We start from the raw sequence: 23,078 nt of genomic DNA, 5'->3' as shown, positions 1-23,078 counted from the left end.
GCGGCACGCGCGGTTCAATAAAGCCCGCAGCCTGCCGTTAACAAGGCTAGCGTCGCGAATCTTATGCTGGCAAAAGATGGAATTCCGCATGGACCTCTGGCGCAGAGCAGATTCCCGGCCTGACGCTATGCGGCACGCGCTTGCGTGTAACTGAAACTTCCATCAGAAAAGAAAATCATGACCTGGTTCTATAACTTGAAAATCGCAAGCAAGCTGCTGCTTTCTTTCTCCCTGATACTGATATTGACGGTGGTGCTGGGCGTGACGTCGATCACCCAGCTTGGCCAGGTCAATGCCACCACCACCGAGATCAATACCAACTGGCTGCCCAGCGTACGGGTGCTGCTGACGATGAAGAGCAACCTGGCCTTGCTGCGCAATATCGAGATGCAGCACGTCATGTCGAACGACGCCGCCGACATGGACGGCAGCGCCAGGTTCCTGAGCGATATCAAGGCTGATATCCAGAAGAACATGAGCGATTACGCGTCCATGGTGACGGAGCAGGAACGCAGCAGCTACGAGCAGCTGAAAGACAAGCTGCCGCAGTATATGGAGGAAGACAAGAAGATCGTCGACCTGTCGCGCGCCTTCGGCAAAGAAAATGCCTTGAAAGAGATCCGCGGCGATTCGCTGGCCGCCGTCGTCGAGCTCGACAAGCTGGTTGAGCGGCTGGTCAAGATCAACACGGAAGGCAGCGCCGCCGCCGCAAAAAATGGCGAAGCCATCTACAGCAAGGCCAAGACCTGGGTGGTCGGTCTGATGCTGGCCATGGTCGTGCTGGGCTTCGGGCTGGCCGCGTGGATTGCGCGCGTCGTGTCTCAGCCGCTGGGCTTTGCGGTGGAAGTGGCAAGGCGCGTGGCCGACGGCGATCTTACCGCCGCCATCGAAGTCCGTTCCAGCGACGAAACCGGGCAGCTGATGCAGGCCCTGAAAGACATGAACCTGAGCCTGCAAAAAATTGTCGGGGAAGTGCGCAGCGGCACCGACACCATTGCCACGGCGTCGGGCCAGATTGCTGCCGGCAACCAGAATCTCTCGCAACGTACTGAAGAGCAGGCCAGCTCGCTGGAAGAAACTGCGGCTTCGATGGAACAGTTGACCTCTACCGTCAAGCAAAACGCCGACAACGCCAGCCAGGCCAACCAGCTCGCGGTGTCCGCCTCGGAAGTGGCGATTCACGGCGGCACGGTGGTGAGCCAGGTAGTCAGCACCATGGGCGCCATCAATACTTCGTCGAAGAAGATCGTCGATATCATCGGCGTGATCGACGGCATCGCCTTCCAGACCAATATCCTGGCGCTCAACGCCGCGGTGGAGGCGGCCCGGGCCGGCGAACAGGGGCGCGGCTTTGCCGTCGTTGCCGCCGAGGTGCGCAACCTGGCGCAACGCTCCGCCGCAGCCGCCAAGGAAATCAAGTCGCTGATTGACGATTCCGTGGAAAAAGTCGGCGTCGGCACCCGCCTGGTCGACCAGGCCGGCAGCACCATGGATGAAATTGTCGCCAGCGTACGCCGCGTGACCGACATCATGGGCGAGATTACCGCCGCCAGCCAGGAACAGACCGCCGGCATTGAACAGATCAACCAGGCGATCAGCCAGATGGACCAGGTGACCCAGCAAAATGCCGCGCTGGTGGAAGAGGCGGCCGCGGCGGCCGCCAGCCTGCAAGACCAGGCGGGTTCCCTGGCGGAGGTGGTTGGCGGCTTCAAGCTGGAGCGGGCGACAGCCGTGACGCCAATGAAAAAATTGGCAGACGCGGCGCCGCACGCGCAATTGCTGCGTCAGGCCGCCTGATTTGCAAGAGGGAAGCAGCCGCCATCGCTGGAGCTGGCGGCGCTTCAGGCCGCTGTTCAGCGCATTGCCCGTCTGTCTTCATGCCTATAGTGCAATACGGGCGATTGCCGCGTAAACGATGTCAATCGCAGCGCTGATCGTTTTGCAGGCTGACAGACTGGCCATGCTGACCTGAAAATTGAAGAAAAATGAATACATTGAGTCTGAAGAAAAAACTGCTGGCTGTGCTGGCCTTTATGTGGATCGGCATGTTGCTGCTGGGTGCCTGGGCGTCCTGGAATACGCGGGACACCATGCTGCAGGAGCGCCGCAACGGTTTGCGGAATCTGGTGGAAACGGCGGAAGGCGTCGTCAAGAGCTATGCCGCCGATGTCGCCGCCGGCAAGAGCGATAAAGACACGGCGCAGGCCGAAGCGCTCAAGCGCATCCTGGCCATGCGCTACGACAAATCCAACTATGTGTTCGTGGTCGATTCGCGGCCGGTAGTGCTGGCGCATCCGACCTTGCCAGCGCTGGTCGGCAGCAACGTCAATGAACGCAAGGACCCCGAAGGGAAATTCTTTTTCCGGGAAATGATCAATGCCAGCAAGGAAAAAGGCCAGGCTTTCGTCGACTATATGGCGCAGATTGCGGACGGCCGATATGGCCCCAAGCTGAGCTACGCCAGATACTTCCAGCCCTGGGACTGGCATCTGGTGTCCGGCGTCATGCTGGACGACGTCAACGCTGCCTTCTATGCCAGCCTGCAGCGCGACCTGCTGATTCTGTTCGCCATCGGTGTCTGCGTGTCGGCCTTGATGCTGCTGGTGATCCGCAGCGTCATCGGCAGCCTGGGCGGCGAGCCGCGCTACGCCGCCGAGATCGCCACGCGGATCGCCGACGGCGACCTCGATCTGCAGGTCGCAGTGGCAGACAAGAACCAGCACAGCCTGCTGCATGCCATGCGCCGCATGCAGCAGCAGCTGGCCGCCACCGTCAGCGAGATCCGCGACGGCAGTGCCGCGATTACCGGCGCCACGCGCGAGATCGCCGCCGGTAATGCCGATTTGTCGGCGCGCACTGAGCAGCAGGCAGCGTCGCTGGAACAGACCGCCGCCAGCATGGAGCAGCTGACCGCCACCGTCAAGCAGAATGCCGACAACGCACGCCAGGCCGGGCAACTGGCGCAGACCGCCTCCGATATCGCAGCGCGCGGCGGCGCCGTGGTAAGCCAGGTGGTCGACACCATGCAAGGCATCACCGGCAGTTCGCGCAAGATAGCCGACATCATTGGCGTCATCGACGGCATTGCCTTCCAGACCAACATCCTGGCGCTCAACGCCGCGGTGGAAGCAGCCAGGGCGGGCGAGCAGGGACGCGGCTTTGCGGTCGTGGCGGGCGAAGTGCGAACGCTGGCGCAGCGCAGCGCGCAGGCGGCCAAGGAAATCAAGGAACTGATCGACGATTCTGTCAGCCGGGTCGATGCCGGATCGGAACTGGTAGATCGTGCCGGCGACACCATGGGTGAAGTGGTGCAGGCAGTCAAGCGCGTCACCGACATCATGGGCGAAATATCGGAAGCGTCGGCAGAGCAGAGTAGCGGCATCGAACAGATCAACCAGGCCGTGATCCAGATGGATCAGGTGACCCAGCAAAACGCCGCGCTGGTAGAACAGGCTGCGGCCGCCGCCGGTTCGCTGGAAGAACAGGCGCAACGTCTGCAGCAGGCGGTGTCGGTATTCCGCTTGCAAGAAAGTGCAATTCCAGAGAAGCGATCCGGGCTCCAGCGAGGTTTGCAGCAAACCAGGTCTCCGCAACTGATCCCCGGCGCCGGCAATAGCGTCGCCAAGCCTGTGTCGCGAATGCAGGCAGCGCCGCCAGCAACAAAGCCATATCTCCGGCTGACGCCAAGCACAGCCACAGCCAAGCTCGGCGCCGACGACGACTGGCAGACATTCTGATGGCCAGGCACATGTGCATCACCTTAGGGTCAATTGCATGACAATCAAGCAGCCGGCACGTCCGGGCGCGGCATCTGCGCGCGATTTTTTGCTGACAGACGGCGATTTTTCCAAGGTGAGGGCGCTGATTTATCAGCGCGCAGGCATCGCTCTGGGCGAGCAAAAGCGCGAAATGGTCTATAGCCGCCTGTCGCGCCGTTTGCGCGAACTTGGCATGAGCGATTTCAGCTCCTATCTGGCCTTGCTGGAAACGCAGAAGGATAGCGCGGAATGGCAGTCCTTTACCAATGCGCTGACCACCAACCTGACGGCTTTTTTTCGCGAGGCGCATCATTTTCCCTTGCTGGCTGAGCACGTCAAGAATGCCGATGCAGCGGTCACGGTGTGGTGCTCGGCTGCCTCCACCGGTGAAGAGCCGTACTCCATCGCAATGACGCTGATCGAAACCCTGGGCAGCCGTGCCAGCTCGGCCAGCGTGGTCGCCACCGACATCGACACGCAAGTGCTGGAAAAGGCTGCCAGCGGCGTCTACACCATGGAGCAGGTCAGCAAATTGCCGATCGAACGTCTCAAGCGTTTCTTCCTGAAAGGCAGCGGCGCCCGCGCCGGCCAGGTCAGGATACGGCCGGAAGTGGCAGCGCTGGTGAAATTCCGTCAGCTGAACCTGCTGGATGCGCAATGGGGCTTGAAAGAGCCGTTCGACGCCATTTTTTGCCGCAATGTCATGATCTATTTCGACAAGCCGACCCAGAACAAGATCTTGCAGCGTTTTGCGCCGCTGGTGAAGCCGCAGGGCTTGCTGTTTGCCGGCCATTCCGAGAATTTTTCCTATGCCAGCCAGCCGTTCCGGCTGCGCGGCCAGACGGTGTATCAGCTCAGCGAAGCCGGCGCCCGCCAGGTAAAGGGCGGTACATGATTTCGAGCGCGGAAGAATCGCTGGCGACGCATCATTATTTCGACCGCGAATTCGACAGTGCCGCAGTCAAGCTGCTGCCGAATGAATACTACGTGACGGCCGCGGATATGGTGCTGAGCACCGTGCTCGGTTCTTGCGTGGCGGCTTGCGTGCGCGACAGCGTCGCGGGCGTGGGCGGCATGAATCATTTCATGCTGCCGGACGACGGCAGCAACGGCGGCAGCGCAGCGGCTTCGGCTTCCATGCGCTACGGCGCCTATGCGATGGAAATGCTGCTCAATGAATTGTTCAAGGCCGGCGCCCGCCGCGAACGCCTGGAAGCCAAGGTGTTCGGCGGCGGCGCCGTGCTGGCCAACATGACGATGCTGAATATCGGCGACCGCAATGCCGACTTTGTGTTGCGCTATCTGCAGCTGGAGCAGGTCAGGGTGGCGGCGCAGGACCTGCGTGGCGAGCTGCCGCGCCGCGTCAGTTATTTCCCGCGCAGCGGCAAGGTCATGGTGCGCAAACTGCATCGGATCAACGACGCCGCCCAGGTCCGGCGCGACGAACAGCAGCTGGTGCAGACCCTGGCGCAGCAGCCGATACGCAACAAGGTGGAATTATTCGATACGCCGGTTCGTAAGAAGACCGCGCAACAAGGTAGCTGAACATGGGGAAAGCGCATGAGCGATAAGAAAATAAAAGTACTGTGCGTGGACGACTCCGCACTGATACGCAGCCTGATGACAGAAATCATCAATAGCCAGCCCGACATGACGGTGGTGGCGACGGCGCCGGATCCGCTGGTGGCGCGCGATCTGATCAAGCAGCTTAATCCGGACGTACTGACGCTGGATGTCGAAATGCCGCGCATGGATGGCCTGGATTTCCTGGAAAAGCTGATGCGCCTGCGGCCGATGCCGGTGCTGATGGTGTCATCGCTGACCGAGCGCGGCTCGGAAATCACGCTGCGGGCGCTGGAGCTGGGAGCGGTCGATTTCGTCACCAAGCCGAAGCTAGGCATCCGCGAAGGCTTGCTGGAATACACCGACCTGATCGCCGACAAGATCCGCGCCGCCTCGCGTGCGCGCCTGCAACCCGTGCGCAAGCACGGAACCGATGCCGGCGCTGCCGCTGGCGGCGCGCTAGCGCCGATGTTGCGCAGTCCGCTGCTGAGCACCGAAAAACTGATCATCATCGGCGCCTCCACCGGCGGCACCGAAGCAATACGGGAAGTACTGCAGCCTTTGCCGCCGGACAGCCCCGGCATCATGATCGCCCAGCATATGCCGCCCGGCTTTACCCGCTCCTTTGCGCAACGCCTGGACGGCCTGTGCCGCATCACGGTCAAGGAAGCGGAGCATGGCGAGCGGGTGCTGCCCGGCCACGCCTACATCGCGCCCGGCGGTTTTCATCTGTCGCTGGCGCGCAGCGGCGCCAATTATGTCGCCCAGCTCGACCAGGAGGCGCCGGTCAACCGCCACCGGCCGTCGATCGATGTGCTGTTCGATTCGGTCGCCCGGCACGCCGGCAAGAACGCCATCGGCGTGATCCTGACCGGCATGGGGCGCGACGGTGCGGCCGGCATGCTGCGTTTGCGCCAGGCCGGCGCCTACACCCTGGCGCAAGACGAAGCCAGCTGCGTGGTGTTCGGCATGCCGCGCGAAGCGATTGCGCTGGGTGCCGCCAGCGAAATCGCCAGCCTGAGCGAGATGAGCCAGCGCGTGATGGCGCGCCTGATGTCTTTCGGCGAACGCTCGAACCGGGTCTAGCCTAAATTTTCTTGCAACTATGCCGTTATACAAGGAAAGCAGCCTGTGTTTTTGCAGATCCATTGCGGTTGTACTGACAGGCCCTATTCATAGTGTGGAGTAATCATGGTTGATAAAAGCATCAAAATCCTGGTCGTGGACGATTTTCCTACCATGCGGCGGATTGTGCGGAATCTGTTGAAAGAGCTGGACTTCGTCAATGTCGACGAAGCCGAAGACGGCGCCGCCGGCCTGGCCAAGCTCAAGGACGGCAATTTCGGCTTCGTGGTGTCGGACTGGAACATGCCGAACATGGACGGCCTGACCATGCTGCAAACGATACGCGCCGACCCGGCCCTGGCCAGGCTGCCGGTGCTGATGGTGACGGCCGAAGCCAAGAAGGAAAACATCATCGCTGCCGCCCAGGCCGGCGCCAACGGCTATGTGGTCAAGCCGTTTACCGCTGCCACGCTGGAGGAAAAGATCACCAAGATATTCGAGAAAATTGCGAAAGAGAGCGCCTGAGATGAGCGTCCACGCCCTGCAGATGCCGCCGGCCGGGGATTCCGCCGAACAGCTGGTCAACCGTATCGGCCACCTGACCCGTCTGCTGCGGGAAAGCGTGCGCGAACTGGGACTGGACCAGGAAATCGCCAAGGCAGCGCAGGCGATCCCGGATGCGCGCGACCGTCTCAACTATGTTGCGGCGATGACTGAACGCGCAGCGGAACGGGCCTTGAACGCGATCGATGTCGCCCAGCCGATCCAGGAAAAACTGAGCAAGCAAGCCAAGACGCTGAACCAGCGCTGGGATGAATGGTTTGTCAGCCCGGTAGAGCTGGACGACGCCCGCGTGCTGGTGCTGGACACCCGCAACTACCTGAAAGATGTACCGAAGCAGGCCTCCGCCATCAATGAGCAACTGATAGAAATCATGATGGCGCAGGATTTTCAGGATCTGACCGGCCAGGTCATCAAGAAGATGATGGAAGTCGTGCAGGAAATGGAAAAGCAGCTGCTGCAGGTATTGATCGACAACACGCCGCTGGAAAAACGCAGCGACGGCAACGGCCTGCTGAACGGTCCGCAGATGAAGGCGGATGAGAATCCGGATGCCGTTTCTGACCAGGAGCAAGTTGACGACCTGTTGTCCAGCCTGGGTTTCTGAGCAAAAAACAGGCCGCCGCCTGGATTGCGGCCTGCTGCCGGTATCCTGCCGGCAGATCGGCATGCGTTGCCGATTGCCGAAGCAGCACCCCTATCCCTGCCTTGTTTGGCCGATTGCTTCCGCTCCCTTGCATCAATAATCCCTACTGATAGGGCGCTATTCGTCCCTTTTGGTTCGGAGCATGCATGGCGGAAGAAAGCGATCTCGAAAAAACGGAACCCGGTTCTCCCCGGCGCCTGGAAAAGGCGCGCGAAGAAGGCCAGGTAGCGCGTTCGCGAGAATTGAGCACCTTTGTCATGCTGAGCACCGGCATCGCCGGCCTGTGGCTGACAGCGGTGCCGATGGCGGAGCGCCTCGGCCACGCTCTGCGCAACGGCATGCAATTCGAGCGTGCCGCCGGTTTCGACACTTCTTTCATGCTGACTCAGGCCGCCGCCGCTGCACAGCAAGCGCTGCTGGCCTTGCTGCCCTTGCTGGCAATGCTGGCGCTGGCGGCCCTGGCGGCGCCGCTGATGCTGGGTGGCTGGCTGTTTTCCACACAGTCGCTGGCGCCGAAATTTTCAAAACTGAACCCTGCCAGCGGTATCGCCCGCATCTTTTCCAGCCAGTCGCTGGCCGAACTGTTCAAGGCATGCGCCAAATCGCTGCTGGTCGGCGGCGTCGCTTACTGGGTCATGGCGACCGACATGGATATCTTGCTGGGATTGCTGACCGAGCCGCTGCATGGCGCACTGGCCCATGCGGTGCGCCTGGTGGCGCATTGCTGCGCGCTGATGATCGCCTCGCTGCTGCTGGTCGCCGCCATCGATGTGCCGTATCAGTTGTGGAGTTATTATCGCAAGCTGCGCATGACGCGCGAAGAGCTGAAGCAGGAGCACAAGGAAAGCGAAGGCGATCCTCACGTCAAGGGCCTGATCCGGCGTCAGCAGCAACAGATGGCGCGGCGGCGCATGATGGCCGACGTGGCAACTGCCGACGTGGTGGTCACCAATCCGACCCACTTTGCGGTCGCCCTCAAGTACAGCGACAAGGAAATGCGCGCCCCGCGGGTAGTAGCCAAGGGTACCGATCTGGTGGCGCTGCGCATCCGCGCCATCGGCGCCGAACACAAGATCCCGATGCTGGAGGCGCCGCCGTTGACGCGCGCCTTGTATCGCCATACCAGCCTTGGCGAAGAAATCCCTGCCGCCCTGTATACCGCGGTGGCCGAGGTGCTGGCCTGGGTTTACCAGCTGCAGCGCTGGCGCAATGAAGGTGGTATCGCGCCACGTACGCCGGCTGACCTGCCGGTTCCCGATTCACTTGACTCCTTAGGAAGCCCGGCATGAAGCCGTCCGGTTCGACTTTTTCCATCAGTTCCTTGCCGCGCATGGCGGCAGCCGTATTGGCGGGCAATAGCGTCAAGGGGATGGCCGGCCCGGTGCTGATCATCATGATTCTCGGCATGATGATCCTGCCCTTGCCGCCATTCCTGCTCGACCTGTTGTTTACCTTCAACATCGCGCTCTCGGTGATGGTGCTGCTGGTCAGCATGTACACCATGAAAGCGCTGGATTTCGCCGCCTTTCCGGCAGTGCTGCTGTTTTCTACCTTGCTGCGCCTGTCGCTCAATGTCGCTTCCACCCGCGTGGTGCTGCTGGAAGGACATACCGGGCCGGACGCCGCCGGCAAGGTGATCGAAGCCTTCGGCCACTTCCTGGTGGGCGGCAACTTTGCAGTCGGCATCGTGGTGTTCGTGATCCTGGTAGTGATCAATTTCATGGTCATCACCAAGGGCGCCGGCCGCATCGCCGAAGTTGGCGCCCGCTTCACGCTGGATGCGATGCCGGGCAAGCAGATGGCGATCGATGCCGACCTCAATGCCGGCCTCATCGGCGAGGATGTGGCGCGCAAGCGCCGCGCGGAAGTGGCGCAGGAAGCCGACTTCTACGGCTCCATGGACGGCGCCAGCAAGTTCGTCCGTGGCGATGCCGTGGCCGGCTTGCTGATCATGGTGATCAACGTGGTCGGCGGCCTGATCGTCGGCGTCGCTCAGCATGGCCTGGATATTTCGGTAGCTGCCAAGAACTATACCTTGCTGACCATCGGCGACGGCCTGGTGGCGCAGATCCCGGCGCTGGTGATTTCTACCGCCGCCGGCGTCATCGTTTCGCGCGTGACGACCGACGAAGATGTCGGCCAGCAGCTGATGGGACAGCTGTTTTCCAATCCGCAGGTGCTGTTCCTGACTGCCGGCATCATTGGCCTGATGGGACTGGTGCCGGGCATGCCTCATGTGGCTTTCCTGATCATTGCCGGCGGCCTGGTGTATCTGGGACGGCGCTTGCTGCAAAAGACAGCGGCGGCGGAATATGCCGCCAAGGCGCCGCCGCCTTCCGCTGCCGCCGCGGAACCTGCCGACGCCAGCTGGGACGACGTGGCGCTGGTCGATCCGCTCGGCCTGGAAGTCGGCTACCGCCTGATTTCGCTGGTTGACCGCAGCCAGAACGGCGAGCTGCTGGGACGCATCAAAAGCATCCGCAAGAAGTTCGCCCAGGACATCGGCTTCCTGGTGCCGGTGGTGCATATCCGCGACAACCTGGAGCTCAAGCCGAATTCCTACGTGATCACGCTCAAGGGCGTCGAAATCGCCAGCGGCGAAGCCTGGCCGGGACAGTGGATGGCAATCAACCCGGGCCAGGTCAGCGCCGTCTTGCCCGGCACGCAGACCACGGATCCGGCCTTTGGCCTGCCGGCATTCTGGATCGACAACGCCATGCGCGAGCAGGCCCAGATCTACGGCTACACCGTGGTCGATGCCAGCACCGTGATCGCCACTCACCTGAACCATCTGATCCATATCCATTCGGCTGAATTGCTGGGACGCCAGGAAGTGCAGCAGCTGCTGGACCGGGTAGGCAAGGAAACGCCCAAGCTGATCGAAGACCTGGTACCGAAGATCCTGTCGTTGACCACGCTGCAGAAGGTCTTGCAGAACCTGCTGGATGAAGACGTCTCGATCCGCGACATGCGGACCATCCTGGATGTGCTGGTGGAGCACGGCGCGGCGGTCAGCGATGCTGGCGAACTGACTTCGCTGGTGCGCCTGGCGCTGGGCCGGGCCATCACGCAGCAGCTATTTCCCGGCAACGGCGAGCTGCAGGTGATCGGCCTCGATGGTTCGCTGGACCGGGTGCTGCTGCAGGCGCTGACCAACGGTAGCGGCCTCGAGCCCGGCCTGGCCGACAGCTTGCTGACGCAGACCCAGACTGCGATCGCGCGCCAGGAACAGTTCGGCCTGGCGCCGGTGCTGGTGGTGCAGCATCCGCTGCGGGTGCTGCTGGCGCGCTTCCTGCGGCGCAGCCTGCCGCAGCTCAAAGTGCTGTCGCATGCCGAAATCCCTGACACACGCAATATCAAAGTAACCGCCACAATCGGAGGCAAGGCTTGAACACTCCCACCAGCCGCATCACCATCGTCGCTCCCTCCAGCCGTGAAGCCCTGCGCCTGGTGCGCGAACAGCTGGGGCCGGACGCGATCATTGTGTCAAGCCGCGCTACCGTCGCCGGCGCAGAAATCGTCGCCATGCTGGAAATGGCCGCCGGCGATGGCGCGCCGACCGTCATGCCGCCAGCAGCTCCAGCCACGCTGCTTGCGCCGCAAGTGCCGGCGCTGGCGCCAGACGCCAGCCAGCCTGCCGTCTTCAGCAAAGAGAGCGAAGTTAGCGTTATCAGCGAAATCCATTCGATGCGGGGCATGATCGAAGAACAGTTGGCGGGACTGGTCTGGAACGACAAGCAGCGGCGCGATCCGGTCCGTGGCCATTTGCTGCGTACCCTGCTGGGCGCGGGCTTCAGCGCCAGCCTGGCGAAAGCCATGCTCGATCATTTGCCTACCGGCCTGAACTTCGCTTCCGGCATGGCCTGGGTCAAGGCCGAGCTGGCGCGCAAGCTGCCTGTGCTGGAAGACGAAGATGCCTTGATGGAGCAGGGCGGTGTCTACGCCTTGATGGGACCGACCGGGGTTGGCAAGACCACCACCACCGCCAAGCTGGCGGCACGCTGCGTGATGCGCTTCGGCGCCGACAAGCTGGCCTTGCTGACCACCGACAGCTACCGTATCGGCGCCTTCGAGCAGTTGCGCATCTACGGCAAGATTCTCGGCGTCTCGGTCCATGCGGTGAAGGACGCGGCCGATTTGCGGCTGGCGCTGGACGATTTGCAAGACAAGCACATGGTGCTGATCGATACCGTCGGCAAGAGCCAGCGCGACCGCAGCGTTTCCGAACAGGTCGCCATGCTGTGCGGCGCCGGGCGGCCGGTCAAGCGCCTGCTGCTGCTGAACGCCGCCAGCCATGGGGATACCTTGAACGAAGTGGTGCACGCCTACAAGGACAGCGCTGGCGGCAACCAGCTGGCCGGCTGTATCTTTACCAAGACCGATGAAGCCACCCATCCGGGCGCTTTGCTGGATACGGTGATCCGTCATCGCTTGCCGGTGCATTACGTATCGTCCGGCCAGAAAGTGCCGGAGAACCTGATGACCGCGCAGCGTTTGCAACTGGTCGAGAGCGTATTCCAGAGCGCCAGCCGCAGCGCGCTGTTCGTTCCGGGCGAAGCCGATCTGGGCGAGCTGCCGGCGGCCCTTGGCAACGATAGCGAACTGGCCGCGGCGGCAACCCTGGCCGCTGCGCAAAGCGTCACCGCGGAACGTCTGCGCAGCCAATGCCAGCAGCTGATCCGGGTGCTGGCGCATGACGCCGAAGAGTTGGCGGCCAATGCGGCGGCGCTGGCGAACGGCGAAATCGGTTTCGGTGGCAGTTGTGAATTATGGCGCTATATGGCGGAGGATGCTGTCAGCTGCAAGACGCTGGAACAAACGCTGCTGCAGCAAGCCCGCGCGGAAATCGCGACTGCATGCGCTAGCTACGTGCTGGCTATCAGCGGCCGCAGCAATCTGCACGCCAGCCGCAGCGGCGATGCTTATTGCCTGCAGACCGGCGTACTGTTGTCGGACCGCAGCGGCGTGCCGCTGGCGGCGCCGCATCAGTTGCTGTCAACCACGACCGCCAGTGGCACGCCGCTGGCTGCGCCGCTGTTGCGGCAGATGGCGTGGCTGCAGCAGCAGGAGTTCGGCAAACCTGTAGTGCATCTGCTCGACAAGGCGCCGTCCGCACGGCTGATGCAGTCGTGGCAGCCGGGCGCATTGCTGTGGCTGGCGCGCATTCGCGGTACTGCCCGTGTGCTTGATGGCGATGCCACGGCAACCCTGGCGAAACTTGCCTCGCACCAGGTTTTCGGAGCGCAGCAGTCGATGCTCTACAAAGGCAAGGCCGCGCTGCGGTCGCTGGCAGAGAGCAATGTTGTCCTGAGCATCAGGGGACAGGATGGTCGGTCCTTGCCTGGCTTGCGCTGCGTGTTTGTGCGCATCGTCGACCAGCACAGCGGCAAGCTGCTTGCCGATATCAAGCTGTTGTCGAATCTCCCTGCCGACGTCAGCGCTGCCCAGATGAGCGTCTGGTCGTGCTGGCAGAAGACGGCAGAGCCATTCTACAAAATGCAGAAACAAGCGATCCGGCAACTGGGCGCCTGCATGGAGCCGGGCGACAGCAGCATGCAAAAGCGGTTGCTGGCCGTGGGGCAGGCAGGCACGACTATCTGGCGGCTGGCGCATAGGCAGGAATCTTGGGCCGCACCGGCGCGTGCCATGTTGGCGCAACTGGCCGGCTATCGCATCCGCTCCGGTGCATTCAATGCCGCCGCCGCGGCGGTTTTGCTTGAGGGCTTCGGCAAGCTGGTGACATTGCTTGACGCTTTGGCGCTGGATGCAGAAAGCGCACCTGGCCTGGCGCCGACAGCTAACCTGGCCGAGCTGCCAGGGTGAGGAGGCAGTTTTGAACAAGGTAGTCAGCGACCAGGCAGACGGTTTGCGCTGCCTGATGGCGCAACATGCCGGCAAGCAGGCGGCGCGGGTGGTAGCGCTGATTGGCAGCGGCCATCAGGTCGGCGTCACCAGCGTGATCATGAATCTGGCGGCAGCGCTGGTGCAGCAAGGACAAGAGGTGTTGCTGCTGGATGAACACGAAGGTATGAACTCGGCGACGGCGCGCTGCACGGCCGCCGCCAAAGCCACGCCGCCGCCCGGCAACTGGCATCAGGTTGCGGCTGGCGCATCGTCCATCGACGCCGCTGCCGGGCGCATGAGTTGCGGCGCATTGCTGCTGCCGGCGGGCCCAGGTCGGCCGCCGCAGGCCGATATACGCGACTGCTTTCGCGGGCAGGTGATCCTGATCGACGCCAGGCCTGATGAACACGGCGCTCTGTCGGCGCTGGCGGCGCAGGCCGACCACGTGCTGGTGGTGCTGAGGCCACAGGCAGCATCGATTACGGCAGCCTATGCGTGCATCAAGCAATTGCATTACGCGCATGCGTTGCAGCAGCTGCGGATCGTGCTCAATCAGGCCGTGGGCGGCGCGGCGGCGCCGGAGACGCAGCGCGTGCTGGCCAACCTGTCCGCCGCCGGCTGCCGCTATCTGGGGCTGGCGCTGGAGCCGGCCGGTTGCGTGGCTGCGGATCCACAGCTGATGCATGCCCAGCGGCTGAAGTTGAACGTGGTCGAAGCGTTCCAGACCAGCGCGGCGGCGATCGATTTGCGGCGGATTGCAGCCCAGCTCTTGCAATGGCCGCGCCAGCCGTTGCGCGTCGCCTGAGGCTGGTGTACGCATTGATGAAAAATACGATGTCATTTATCGATATCTGACCGCTTAGTAAGCGCACAGTAAAGCAGGAAAAGGAATCTGTCATGTATACAGCACAGGGAAGAATCGACAAATCCGATACGCTGGCCAAGCATGCGCCGCTGGTGCGTCGCCTGGCTTTGCAATTGATTGCAAAGCTGCCGGCCAGCGTCGAGCTGGACGACATGATCCAGGCTGGCATGCTGGGTTTGCTGGACGCCGCCAACCGTTTTCAGGAAGACCAGGGGGCGCAGTTTGAAACCTATGCCAGCCAGCGCATCCGCGGCGCCATGCTGGACGAATTGCGCGCCAACGACTGGCTCTCGCGTGGCCTGCGGCAGTCTTCGCGCAGCGTCGATGCAGCAGTACAGATGCTGGAACAAAGGCTGGCGCGGGCGCCAAGCGAACGCGAAATCGCTCAGGCCATGCAGTTATCGCTGGAGGACTACCAGCGCCTATTGCAGGAAATTCACGGTTCGCAGCTGCTGTACTACGAAGACTGCGAAGGCGACGGCGGCGAAAATGCGTTTCTCGACCGCCAGCATGGCTCGGCCGAGAGCAAGCGCGACAACGACCCATTGCAGAGGCTGCTGGACAGCGGCATGCGGCAGCTGCTGGTGGACGCCATTGCAATGATGCCGGAGCGCGAGCGCCTGCTGCTCAGCTTGTACTACGAACAGGAAATGAATCTGCGCGAGATCGGCGCCGTGCTGGAAGTCAGCCAGTCGCGTGTCTGCCAGCTGCACAGTCAGGCCATCAGCCGTCTACGGGCGCGCCTGAGCGAACACAGCTGGAGCGAAGCGGCCTGAGATGAAAGCAAAACGGACGAACACCCTGCAATGGCTAGGCTTTGGCATCTGGCTGGCGGCATCCATCGTCGCCGCGCAGGAGCGGCCGGCGGCGGCCATTACGCTCGACACTTATCTGCAACGCAATCCAGGGGTATCGGGCGGCCAAGGCGCAGTGCGACTGGACAGCAACACCGGCGCTGGCAGCCAGATCACTGGTTCGTGGAGCGGCAGCGCCGCGGCGCCAGCCATGTTCCAGCGCGGGGTCGCTTATCAAACGGCGCAGATCGTGCCGGTTGGCAGTGGCGTAACGCCGGTTTCGCGTACGCACAGAGTCAGCTGGCAGTATTCCTTTCTCAGTGCGCCGCCGGCCGGCGCCCGTGCTTACTTGTGCAATTACGCCAGATGCGTGGCCCTGGACGGCGCCAGCGGCAGCACCACGGCCTTTGCCGGCGACAGCGGCTGGTCGAATTTTGCGTTTGCATTCGTGATAGCCGGCCGCGGCGCGTTGACGCCTGCATTGCAGGGATCAGGCAGCCAGGTCATCGTCAACTACCAATGAACGCTGCGGGCGCTCAGCCTGACGCCAGGCTGTGGCCGTTGCCGAGACCGATCTGATGCTTGCCGTCGGCGCCATACAGCGATTGGCCGTGGGCGCGCAAGAAGTTGATTGACCGGCGTACGAAATCCAGATGCGTGTGGATCATGATGCCGTTGCGATGATTGTTTTCGCGCGCCTGGGCGGCACGTGCCAGCAGTTCATGCCAGAGCGTTTGCAGCTCGTTGCCGCCGGCCGCGGCGGCGGCATCGCCGCCTTCCCGTGTCAGCGCATAGCCGGCTTGCCGCTGCTGGCGTTCACGTTCCTGTTCCAGGGCGTTGATGCGCTCGGCCAGTTGCGCCTTGCGTTCGGTGATCAGTTGCAGGTCGTCGAAGCGGCTCTGGATCAGCGCTTCGGCTTCCTGGTCCAGCAATTCCAAAAAGTTGTCCATGACGACCCGTTCCTGTTGCAGCTGCCTGAACAAGGCGCCATTCATGACGGTTTCTTGCTCAGCAGGTCGCGCACGGTGTCCAGCAAGCCGTCGGCGATTTTTTCGGGATTGATCTGATAGCGGCCCTCGCTGATGGCCTGGCGTATCTCGGCCACCTTGGCGGCATCGAAATCGCCTGCTCCCGGCTGCAGCAATTGCGTCTGCAATTGCCGTACCTGGGCCGCCAGAGAATTCAAGGCGGCGGGCATGGGCGGGCTGGCGCTGCTGGCGACGCCGGTGGCAGCGGCGTCTGTGGAAGCGGCGCGCGGCACGCTGTCCTTGTTAGGCGCCACATTGGCTTGGTTCGACACACTATTCAGTGGCTTTGTGGGTTGATCGATTTTCAAGATAATTCCTCTAAGGGATCTGTAAGCTATAACGGCAGTCTGCGCTGAAACTTTAGGTTTTTGTCAAAAAAGCGCCGCAGCGCCGTGTTTCATGGGTTTTGCAGGTAACGCTAGTTTGGCAATTCTACCGAACCGTCCGCGCGCGCTATGCCACTCAGCATCTGTCCGGCCTGGGTCCTGACCTGGATGGCAACGCCTGCGGCGGCATTCGTCATCGCCCTGGCCTCGGTGCTGACTATAAAGCCTGACCCCTGCGACTGCACCTTGACGTTCTGCCCCTGCTGGATGACATTGCTTGCCTTCAGCAGCTCTGCCCGCAGCGGCGCCCCCATGGCGATCCGGTTGGAGGAAACCATGCCGTTTGCCTGCTGCGGGCTGGTGACGACGCCGCGCGGCAAGCTGCTCAGGTCGCCCTGGCGCAGCTGCAGATCGGCCGGGCCCAGCGTTTCACCGGGATTGATCTGGCGGCCGGCGACGTAGTAGTTTCCCGCCACCGCGATGTAAGCAGGCAGAAAGCGGACCCACGCGGCCGCACCTTCGCCGTTGCAGCGTACGCCGACCGAGACCCGGCCCCACAGGCGGGCGCCATTCGGCAGGAACGGCTGCGGCGCATCGCAGGCGGGCAGGGGCCCTGACATCGGCGTGTCGATGCGGATGCTGACCTTGCCCGGCAAGCCCTTGGCCTGTTCCAGCAAGAACTGTTCGATGACCGGTTTGGCGTCGCCGCCGAGTTCGGCCGCCCTGGCATGGGCTGGCTGGCTGACGGTGATGAGCATCGCCAAGCCCAGTGCAGAGATTGCGGCATGCATATGCATTCTTCCTTGTTCAACAGAAGCGGCGGCGCCAGCCATTTCCTGTATACGCCAGCTTCAATGGCTTGCTGCGGAATATCCGAGCACTACCAGATTCTAGCCATGAAGCGGCCGAGCCCAAGCGCGGAACTGGATTGCGATTTGCGCCTTGTTTCAGCCATTGGCGCCGGCTCCGGTGCCTAATAATGTTTTGCGGCGATTTGCCGTGCCGGCCCGGAGACGCCGGCAGGCAGCCGTAAACCAAGGATATTCAATGGCGAACATGCATGAATTGAAAGAAGATCCGCCGGCCACGCTGGCGGGATATTTGCGGCAGATACGCATGAACCAGACCGACGAGAATGGCAAAAGAATATCGCTGACGGCAATGCATCGGCGCTGCGGCCTGTCCGTGCCTGTGCTGAGCAAGCTGGAAACCGGCAGGGTGGTCGATCCCAGCGGCTCCACCATCAAGCGGGTGCTGAACGGCTATCGCCTGAGCTTCGACGAATTCGCCAGGTACCTGCCGGACGTTTAATGGATTGCCTGCAGTTTTAAATTGAGGCCGAATCTCCCGCCTGTTCCGGCGATTGCCGTGCTGAGCGGCTGCCTATAATCGCTTTCATCAAAAGGTCTGTTGAAGGCAGGTGCAAGATGGTAGACAAACTGGATGCAGCATTGCGGTTTCAGCAGGAAGCGCTGAACTTGCGGGCGCGGCGGCAAGAAGTTTTGTCGTCGAACATTGCCCATGCCGACACGCCCGGCTACAAGGCGCGCGATTTCGATTTCAGCAGCAGCCTGTCGCAGGCCATGGAACAAGGCCGCCAGGCACAATCCGTGAGCATGAGCACGACGTCGGCGCGGCACCTACAGGGGGAAGCCAGCATCCGCAGCGATCCCGACCTGCTGTACCGGGTGCCGACCCAATCCAGCATTGACGGCAATACCGTGGAAATGGATGTCGAGCGCGTCAATTTCACCGACAACGCGGTCCACTACGAATCCGGCCTGACCATTATAGGCGCTCAGATCAAGTCCTTGCTGTCGGCGGTCCAGCAGTAAGGCGATAAAGAAGCAAAGCAGTCATGCGGCGGTCACCGTCGCGAGGAACCAGAGATGCCAATTTCCAATGTATCCATGAACATTTTCGACGTCGCCGGTTCGGCCATGAGCGCGCAATCGCAACGCATGAACGTCACCGCCAGCAACCTGGCCAACGCCGACAGCGTCTCCGGTCCCGACGGCCAGCCGTATCGCGCCAAGCAAGTAGTGTTTGCGGTGGCCGCCGGCGACCAGCAGGATTCGTCGACCGCGGTCGGCGGCGTCCAGGTGGCCGGCGTGATCGAGGATCAGTCGCCCCTGAAAATGGTGTACGACCCCAAGCATCCGCTGGCGAACGCCGACGGCTATGTCGCCATGCCGAACGTCAATGTGGTGGAAGAGATGGTCAACATGATTTCCGCCTCGCGTTCCTACCAGGCCAATGTCGAAGTATTGAACACTGCCAAGACCATGATGCTGAAGACGCTCACCATCGGCCAGTAAGGAACAGTAAGAATCTGCGCAGGACAAACTTGCGCAAGACCAGGATTTAATCGCCGCTCAGCGGTCACCGTATCAGGAGAGAACCATCATGGCAGTTTCAGGCGTTTCAGGTACCGACAATAGCGCTGCGGGCGCGCTGGCGGGTGCAGCATCCAGCAGTTCCGACCAGGAGCAGCGCTTTCTCAAATTGCTGGTGACGCAATTGAACAACCAGGATCCGCTCAATCCCCTGGACAACGCCGAGCTGACTTCGCAGCTGGCGCAGATGAGCACCGTCAGCGGCATCGAAAAACTGAATTCCACCTTGCAGTCGCTGGTCGATCAGAGCGGTTCCAGCCAGACCTTGCAGGCAGCATCGCTGATCGGCCGCACCGTGCTGACTCCCGGCAGCAGCATCAACCTCAAGGACAATGCCGCAACCTCCTTCGGACTCGACATGCGGGGTGCTGCCGATACGGTCAAGGTCACCGTCACCGATGCCGCCGGCAATACCGTGCGCACCATCGACGCCGGCGCGCTGCCGCAGGGCACCAAGACCTTGTCGTGGGACGGCAAGAGCGACACCGGAGTAGCGTTGGGCAACGGCAGCTACAAGATCAGCGTGGTGGCCGCCAGCGCTGGCAAATCGGTCGCCGCCAATACCCTGACTTATTCACAGGTAGCCAGCGTGGCGCAGACCGCCAGCGGGGTCACCCTGAACCTGGGCGCAGCCGGAACGGCAGCGCTGGGCGACGTCAAGCAGTTTCTATAAATTCGGCTGCCGGCCTCGGTGACCGGAAGTGCCGGCGCCAGTAGCTGTGAATTGATTTCCAAAGGAGAGAATCATGGGTTTTGCACAAGGCGTAAGCGGACTGAATGCCAGTTCCAGTAATCTCGATGTGATCGGTAATAACGTTGCCAACTCGGGCACCGTCGGTTTCAAGGCTGGCAGCGTGGTGTTTGCCGACGTCTATGCAGGCTCGCGGGTGGGACTGGGAACCCAGGTTGCCGGCGTATCGCAGAATTTCACGCAAGGCGCGGTGCAGAGCAGCACGCGCGCGCTGGATGTGGCGATCACCAACGGCGACGGCTTCTTCCGCCTGGCCAGCCCGTCCGGCGAAGTGTCGTACTCGCGCAATGGCCAGTTCACCAAGGACAATGACAATTACATCGTCAATTCCGGCGGCTTGCGCTTGACCGGCTATCAGGTGAACGCCAACGGCAGCATTGCCGGCGGCTCGCCGACGCCGTTTCAGTTGCCGTCGGCGGCGATGACGCCGAATGCCACAACCAAGATAAATACCCAGTACAACATCGATTCGCGCAGCACGGTGCCGGTCACCACGCCTTTCAGCGCCACCGATTCCACCAGCTTCAATTACCAGAACGCCGTCAATGGCTTCGATTCGCTGGGCAATCCGCACGAAATCACCAATTTCTTCGTCAAGACCGGCGCCAACGGCTGGGACGTTTACCAGACCGTGGATGGCGGCGCCAGCAGCAAGATCGGCGCGCTGACATTCGATTCCGCCGGCAAGATGCTGACGCCGGCCAACGGCATCTTGACGCCGGCCGCGACGCCGCTGGCGAATGGCGCCGCGCCGCTGAGCTTTACCGTGAACCTGACGGGCACCACGCAGTTCGGCAACGATAATGTGGTCTCCAAGCAGACCCAGGATGGCTATACCTCAGGCGTGCTGACAGCGTTTGCCATCGGCCAGGACGGCACCGTGATCGGCAAGTATTCCAACGAACAGACCAAGACCCTGGGCCAGATCGTGCTGGCGTCGTTCGCCAATCCGGACGGCTTGCAATCCAAGGGCGGCAACGTCTGGTCGGAAACCGCCGCTTCCGGCCAGCCGCTGGTCGGTTCGCCCGGTGTCGGCACCAAGGTCGGCGCCCTGACTTCTGGTGCGCTGGAATCTTCCAACGTTGACCTCACCGCGGAACTGGTCAACATGATCATCGCGCAGCGTACTTACCAGGCGAATGCGCAGACCGTGAAGACCCAGGACCAGGTGATGCAGACCCTGGTGAGCATGCGCTGATGACGGTCTTCCTTAAGGTGAACGGGATAGGGGAGCAAGCATGGACCGCATGATCTATATCGCCATGAGCGGCGCCAAGCAGGCCATGGAACAGCAGGCGTCGGTGGCAAATAATATGGCGAACGTGTCGACGCCGGGCTTCCGTGCCCAGCTCAACAGCTTCCGCGCGGTGCCGGTAGTCGGCAGCGAAGCCGCTACGCGCGCCTTCGTGGTGACCTCGACTCCTGGTTCCGACATGAAGACCGGTGCGCTGACGGAAACCGGCCGGCCGCTGGACGTGGCCGTGCGCGGCGACGGCTGGCTGACGGTGCAGACTGCCAATGGCAACGAAGCTTATACCCGCGTCGGCAACCTGCAGGTGGGCGCCGACGGTCAGTTGATGACCATGGATAAATTGCCGGTCATCGGCGACGCCGGTCCGATGGCGGTGCCGCCAGGCGCCGCCGTGATGATTTCCAGCGATGGCCTGGTGAGCGCGATCGGCGCCGGCGATCCGGCCACCAATGTGGCGCAGGTAGGACGCCTGAAGCTGGTCAACCCGGCTGCCGGCGATCTGCAGCGCGGCGATGACGGCCTGTTCCGCATGCGCCCCGGCGTGGCAGCGGCGGAGGCCGATCCGGCGGTGACCCTGCAGACCGGCGCGATCGAAGGCAGCAACGTCAATCCGGTGTCGGCCATGGTGGACATGATCGCTAATGCCCGCAGTTTCGAGATGCAGATGAAGGCGGTCAAGAGCGCCGACGAAAACGACCAGCGCGCCAACCAGCTGCTGAGCATCACCAGCTAGCGACCAGTTAATTTTCCAGACAGGAGTTTTACCATGATGCGTTCCCTTTCCATCGCCAAGAGCGGCCTCGACGCGCAACAGCAGCAGCTGGATGTGATTTCGAATAACCTGGCCAACGTCGGCACTACCGGCTTCAAGCGCAGCCGCGCGGTGTTCGAGGATCTGATGTACCAGAACCTGCGCCAGGTCGGCGGCCAGACTTCGGACCAGACCAACTTGCCGTCCGGTCTGCAGATCGGCACCGGCGTGCGGCTGGTGGCGACCGAACGCATCCATACCCAGGGCAATCCGACCAAGACCGATAACAGCAAGGATGTGGCGATCACCGGCGACGGCTTCTTCCAGGTGCAAATGCCGGACGGCACCACCGCCTACACGCGCGACGGTTCGTTCCAGTCCGATTCGACCGGCCAGCTGGTGACCGCCAGCGGCTATCCGGTGCAGCCGGCCATCACGATTCCGCAAAATGCCACCAGCATGACCATCGCCAAGGACGGCACGGTGTCGGTGACGCAGGCCGGCAGCACCGCCAGCGTCCAGGTCGGGCAGATCCAGCTGGCCACTTTCCTCAATTCCACCGGTTTGCAAAGCAACGGTGAAAACCTGTACACCGAAACCAATGCTTCCGGCACCGCTAACCAGAGCACGCCAGGCCAGAACGGCGCCGGCACGCTTAGCCAGGGTTATGTCGAGTCGTCCAATGTGAATGTGGTGGAAGAACTGGTGAACATGATCCAGACCCAGCGTTCGTATGAAATCAACAGCAAGGCGGTCAGCACATCCGACCAGATGCTGCAGCGCCTGACCCAGTTGTAATGACGGCGCCGATGTTGAAACAATGCCTGAACGGCTTGCTGCTGGCGACGCTGCTGGGCGGTTGCGCGCAGCTGCCGCGCGAACCGCTGGTGCAGCAACCGATGACGGCGCGCGCCGAAGTGCGGCCCGCGGCGCCGGTCAACGGCGCCATCTATCAATCCGGCTTCAGCAGCCAGGCTTTGTTTGAAGACCGTCGGCCGCGCAATGTCGGCGATATCCTGACCATCATCGTCAGCGAGAACGTCAACGCCAGCAAGAATTCCGCCGCTAACGCCAGCCGCAACGGCAGCACCAGCAGTGCGCTGACGGCGATACCGAAACTGTTCGGCGGCCTGTTCGGCAACCTCGATACCGAAGCCAAGGCGAACAATGCCTTGACTGCCAAGGGCGGCGCCAACGCAGCCAACACTTTCAACGGCGTGATCACCGTCACCGTCACCGAAGTGCTGGGCAACGGCAACCTGATCGTCAGCGGCGAAAAGCAGATGATGATCAACCAGGGAACCGAGTTCATCCGTTTTTCCGGCGTAGTCAATCCGCGCACCGTCAGCGGCAACAACAGCGTGGCCTCGACCCAGGTGGCGGACGCCAGGATCGAATACAGCGCCAAGGGCTATATCGACGAAGCGCAGACCATGGGCTGGCTGCAGCGTTTCTTCCTCAACGTCTTACCGTTCTGA

24 protein-coding genes are annotated in these 23,078 nt (G+C 62.1%); 21 read left to right on the top strand and 3 right to left on the bottom strand.

What is annotated here, in order from left to right:
• Positions 1-177: 177 nt before the first annotated feature.
• The 13 genes from VNZ65_RS12750 (at position 178) to VNZ65_RS12690 (ending at position 15,619) form a co-directional block, all read left to right on the top strand.
• Positions 178-1,797, top strand: a complete 1,620-nt coding sequence (locus tag VNZ65_RS12750; protein ID WP_325669519.1) for a methyl-accepting chemotaxis protein — start codon at positions 178-180, stop codon at positions 1,795-1,797.
• Positions 1,798-1,985: 188 nt separating this feature from the next.
• Positions 1,986-3,737, top strand: coding sequence for a methyl-accepting chemotaxis protein (locus VNZ65_RS12745; protein ID WP_325669517.1), 1,752 nt, complete (start codon positions 1,986-1,988; stop codon positions 3,735-3,737).
• Positions 3,738-3,774: 37 nt separating this feature from the next.
• On the top strand, positions 3,775-4,653 hold the full coding sequence (locus VNZ65_RS12740) for a CheR family methyltransferase (protein WP_325669515.1): 879 nt from the start codon (positions 3,775-3,777) through the stop codon (positions 4,651-4,653).
• Positions 4,650-5,303 carry a chemoreceptor glutamine deamidase CheD gene (gene cheD, locus VNZ65_RS12735; RefSeq protein ID WP_325669513.1) on the top strand — a complete coding sequence of 218 codons (654 nt, stop codon included), beginning with the start codon at positions 4,650-4,652 and terminating at the stop codon, positions 5,301-5,303. Before VNZ65_RS12740 ends, cheD begins: the two co-directional genes overlap by 4 nt.
• Positions 5,304-5,318: 15 nt before the next feature.
• Positions 5,319-6,407: a chemotaxis response regulator protein-glutamate methylesterase gene (locus VNZ65_RS12730; RefSeq protein WP_325669512.1), complete on the top strand. Its 1,089-nt coding sequence runs from the start codon at positions 5,319-5,321 to the stop codon at positions 6,405-6,407.
• Positions 6,408-6,512: 105 nt separating this feature from the next.
• Positions 6,513-6,911, top strand: coding sequence for a chemotaxis response regulator CheY (gene cheY / locus VNZ65_RS12725; RefSeq protein ID WP_325669510.1), 399 nt, complete (start codon positions 6,513-6,515; stop codon positions 6,909-6,911).
• 1 nt (position 6,912) lies between these two features.
• Positions 6,913-7,554, top strand: a complete 642-nt coding sequence (gene cheZ, locus VNZ65_RS12720) for a protein phosphatase CheZ (protein ID WP_325669508.1) — start codon at positions 6,913-6,915, stop codon at positions 7,552-7,554.
• Between the two features lie 185 nt (positions 7,555-7,739).
• Positions 7,740-8,882, top strand: a complete 1,143-nt coding sequence (flhB, locus tag VNZ65_RS12715) for a flagellar biosynthesis protein FlhB (protein WP_325669506.1) — start codon at positions 7,740-7,742, stop codon at positions 8,880-8,882.
• 41 nt (positions 8,883-8,923) lie between these two features.
• Positions 8,924-10,984, top strand: coding sequence for a flagellar biosynthesis protein FlhA (gene flhA, locus VNZ65_RS12710; RefSeq protein ID WP_325669604.1), 2,061 nt, complete (start codon positions 8,924-8,926; stop codon positions 10,982-10,984).
• A complete protein-coding gene (flhF, locus tag VNZ65_RS12705) occupies positions 10,981-13,416 on the top strand; it encodes a flagellar biosynthesis protein FlhF (RefSeq protein ID WP_325669504.1) in 2,436 nt (811 codons plus the stop codon). Before flhA ends, flhF begins: the two co-directional genes overlap by 4 nt.
• Before the next feature lie 10 nt (positions 13,417-13,426).
• On the top strand, positions 13,427-14,242 hold the full coding sequence (locus VNZ65_RS12700; RefSeq protein WP_325669502.1) for a flagellar biosynthesis protein FlhG: 816 nt from the start codon (positions 13,427-13,429) through the stop codon (positions 14,240-14,242).
• A 92-nt stretch (positions 14,243-14,334) separates the two neighbouring features.
• Positions 14,335-15,078, top strand: a complete 744-nt coding sequence (locus VNZ65_RS12695) for an RNA polymerase sigma factor FliA (protein WP_325669500.1) — start codon at positions 14,335-14,337, stop codon at positions 15,076-15,078.
• A 1-nt stretch (position 15,079) separates the two neighbouring features.
• Entirely contained in the window at positions 15,080-15,619 is a 540-nt protein-coding gene (locus VNZ65_RS12690) for a flagellar protein FlhE (protein ID WP_325669498.1), read from the top strand.
• A gap of 13 nt (positions 15,620-15,632) precedes the next feature.
• Here the strand turns inward: VNZ65_RS12690 and VNZ65_RS12685 are convergent, their stop codons facing one another.
• From VNZ65_RS12685 to flgA, 3 genes are all read right to left on the bottom strand, one after another.
• Positions 15,633-16,091: a flagellar protein FlgN gene (locus VNZ65_RS12685; RefSeq protein WP_325669496.1), complete on the bottom strand. Its 459-nt coding sequence runs from the start codon at positions 16,089-16,091 to the stop codon at positions 15,633-15,635.
• Entirely contained in the window at positions 16,088-16,432 is a 345-nt protein-coding gene (gene flgM, locus VNZ65_RS12680) for a flagellar biosynthesis anti-sigma factor FlgM (protein ID WP_325669494.1), read from the bottom strand. Before flgM ends, VNZ65_RS12685 begins: the two co-directional genes overlap by 4 nt.
• A gap of 110 nt (positions 16,433-16,542) precedes the next feature.
• Positions 16,543-17,241, bottom strand: coding sequence for a flagellar basal body P-ring formation chaperone FlgA (flgA, locus tag VNZ65_RS12675; protein WP_325669492.1), 699 nt, complete (start codon positions 17,239-17,241; stop codon positions 16,543-16,545).
• A gap of 256 nt (positions 17,242-17,497) precedes the next feature.
• Between flgA and VNZ65_RS12670 the strand changes: the two genes are divergently transcribed.
• The 8 genes from VNZ65_RS12670 to VNZ65_RS12635 all read left to right on the top strand — a co-directional run bounded on the left by VNZ65_RS12670 (position 17,498) and on the right by VNZ65_RS12635 (position 23,078).
• Entirely contained in the window at positions 17,498-17,761 is a 264-nt protein-coding gene (locus VNZ65_RS12670) for a helix-turn-helix transcriptional regulator (RefSeq protein ID WP_325669490.1), read from the top strand.
• Between the two features lie 116 nt (positions 17,762-17,877).
• Complete coding sequence (gene flgB, locus VNZ65_RS12665; protein WP_325669488.1) at positions 17,878-18,285, top strand: flagellar basal body rod protein FlgB; 408 nt, start codon at positions 17,878-17,880, stop codon at positions 18,283-18,285.
• Between the two features lie 75 nt (positions 18,286-18,360).
• Entirely contained in the window at positions 18,361-18,768 is a 408-nt protein-coding gene (gene flgC / locus VNZ65_RS12660) for a flagellar basal body rod protein FlgC (protein WP_414649119.1), read from the top strand.
• A gap of 88 nt (positions 18,769-18,856) precedes the next feature.
• Positions 18,857-19,519 carry a flagellar hook assembly protein FlgD gene (locus VNZ65_RS12655; protein WP_325669484.1) on the top strand — a complete coding sequence of 221 codons (663 nt, stop codon included), beginning with the start codon at positions 18,857-18,859 and terminating at the stop codon, positions 19,517-19,519.
• Positions 19,520-19,592: 73 nt separating this feature from the next.
• Positions 19,593-20,795 carry a flagellar hook protein FlgE gene (gene flgE, locus VNZ65_RS12650; RefSeq protein WP_325669482.1) on the top strand — a complete coding sequence of 401 codons (1,203 nt, stop codon included), beginning with the start codon at positions 19,593-19,595 and terminating at the stop codon, positions 20,793-20,795.
• 40 nt (positions 20,796-20,835) lie between these two features.
• Positions 20,836-21,582 (top strand): flagellar basal body rod protein FlgF, encoded by a 747-nt coding sequence (locus VNZ65_RS12645; protein ID WP_325669480.1) that lies wholly within the window; start codon positions 20,836-20,838, stop codon positions 21,580-21,582.
• 33 nt (positions 21,583-21,615) lie between these two features.
• Positions 21,616-22,398, top strand: coding sequence for a flagellar basal-body rod protein FlgG (gene flgG / locus VNZ65_RS12640; RefSeq protein WP_325669478.1), 783 nt, complete (start codon positions 21,616-21,618; stop codon positions 22,396-22,398).
• A gap of 11 nt (positions 22,399-22,409) precedes the next feature.
• Entirely contained in the window at positions 22,410-23,078 is a 669-nt protein-coding gene (locus tag VNZ65_RS12635; protein ID WP_325669476.1) for a flagellar basal body L-ring protein FlgH, read from the top strand.

It is taken from the genome of Collimonas sp. (assembly GCF_035566555.1).
Lineage (GTDB): Bacteria > Pseudomonadota > Gammaproteobacteria > Burkholderiales > Burkholderiaceae_D > Collimonas.
Note: the sequence above shows the minus strand (reverse complement) of the source record. Positions and strands in the feature narration are given on the sequence as shown.

Bases quoted from the DNA above. Each gene is read 5' to 3' on its own strand.
- VNZ65_RS12750 (WP_325669519.1), top strand. From the start codon at position 178: ATGACCTGGTTCTATAACTTGAAAATCGCAAGCAAGCTGCTGCTTTCT.
- VNZ65_RS12745 (WP_325669517.1), top strand. From the start codon at position 1,986: ATGAATACATTGAGTCTGAAGAAAAAACTGCTGGCTGTGCTGGCCTTT.
- VNZ65_RS12740 (WP_325669515.1), top strand. From the start codon at position 3,775: ATGACAATCAAGCAGCCGGCACGTCCGGGCGCGGCATCTGCGCGCGAT.
- cheD (WP_325669513.1), top strand. From the start codon at position 4,650: ATGATTTCGAGCGCGGAAGAATCGCTGGCGACGCATCATTATTTCGAC.
- VNZ65_RS12730 (WP_325669512.1), top strand. From the start codon at position 5,319: ATGAGCGATAAGAAAATAAAAGTACTGTGCGTGGACGACTCCGCACTG.
- cheY (WP_325669510.1), top strand. From the start codon at position 6,513: ATGGTTGATAAAAGCATCAAAATCCTGGTCGTGGACGATTTTCCTACC.
- cheZ (WP_325669508.1), top strand. From the start codon at position 6,913: ATGAGCGTCCACGCCCTGCAGATGCCGCCGGCCGGGGATTCCGCCGAA.
- flhB (WP_325669506.1), top strand. From the start codon at position 7,740: ATGGCGGAAGAAAGCGATCTCGAAAAAACGGAACCCGGTTCTCCCCGG.
- flhA (WP_325669604.1), top strand. From the start codon at position 8,924: ATGGCGGCAGCCGTATTGGCGGGCAATAGCGTCAAGGGGATGGCCGGC.
- VNZ65_RS12695 (WP_325669500.1), top strand. From the start codon at position 14,335: ATGTATACAGCACAGGGAAGAATCGACAAATCCGATACGCTGGCCAAG.
- VNZ65_RS12690 (WP_325669498.1), top strand. From the start codon at position 15,080: ATGAAAGCAAAACGGACGAACACCCTGCAATGGCTAGGCTTTGGCATC.
- VNZ65_RS12685 (WP_325669496.1), bottom strand. From the start codon at position 16,091: ATGAATGGCGCCTTGTTCAGGCAGCTGCAACAGGAACGGGTCGTCATG.
- flgA (WP_325669492.1), bottom strand. From the start codon at position 17,241: ATGCATGCCGCAATCTCTGCACTGGGCTTGGCGATGCTCATCACCGTC.
- VNZ65_RS12670 (WP_325669490.1), top strand. From the start codon at position 17,498: ATGGCGAACATGCATGAATTGAAAGAAGATCCGCCGGCCACGCTGGCG.
- flgB (WP_325669488.1), top strand. From the start codon at position 17,878: ATGGTAGACAAACTGGATGCAGCATTGCGGTTTCAGCAGGAAGCGCTG.
- flgC (WP_414649119.1), top strand. From the start codon at position 18,361: ATGAACATTTTCGACGTCGCCGGTTCGGCCATGAGCGCGCAATCGCAA.
- VNZ65_RS12655 (WP_325669484.1), top strand. From the start codon at position 18,857: ATGGCAGTTTCAGGCGTTTCAGGTACCGACAATAGCGCTGCGGGCGCG.
- flgE (WP_325669482.1), top strand. From the start codon at position 19,593: ATGGGTTTTGCACAAGGCGTAAGCGGACTGAATGCCAGTTCCAGTAAT.
- VNZ65_RS12645 (WP_325669480.1), top strand. From the start codon at position 20,836: ATGGACCGCATGATCTATATCGCCATGAGCGGCGCCAAGCAGGCCATG.
- flgG (WP_325669478.1), top strand. From the start codon at position 21,616: ATGATGCGTTCCCTTTCCATCGCCAAGAGCGGCCTCGACGCGCAACAG.
- VNZ65_RS12635 (WP_325669476.1), top strand. From the start codon at position 22,410: ATGTTGAAACAATGCCTGAACGGCTTGCTGCTGGCGACGCTGCTGGGC.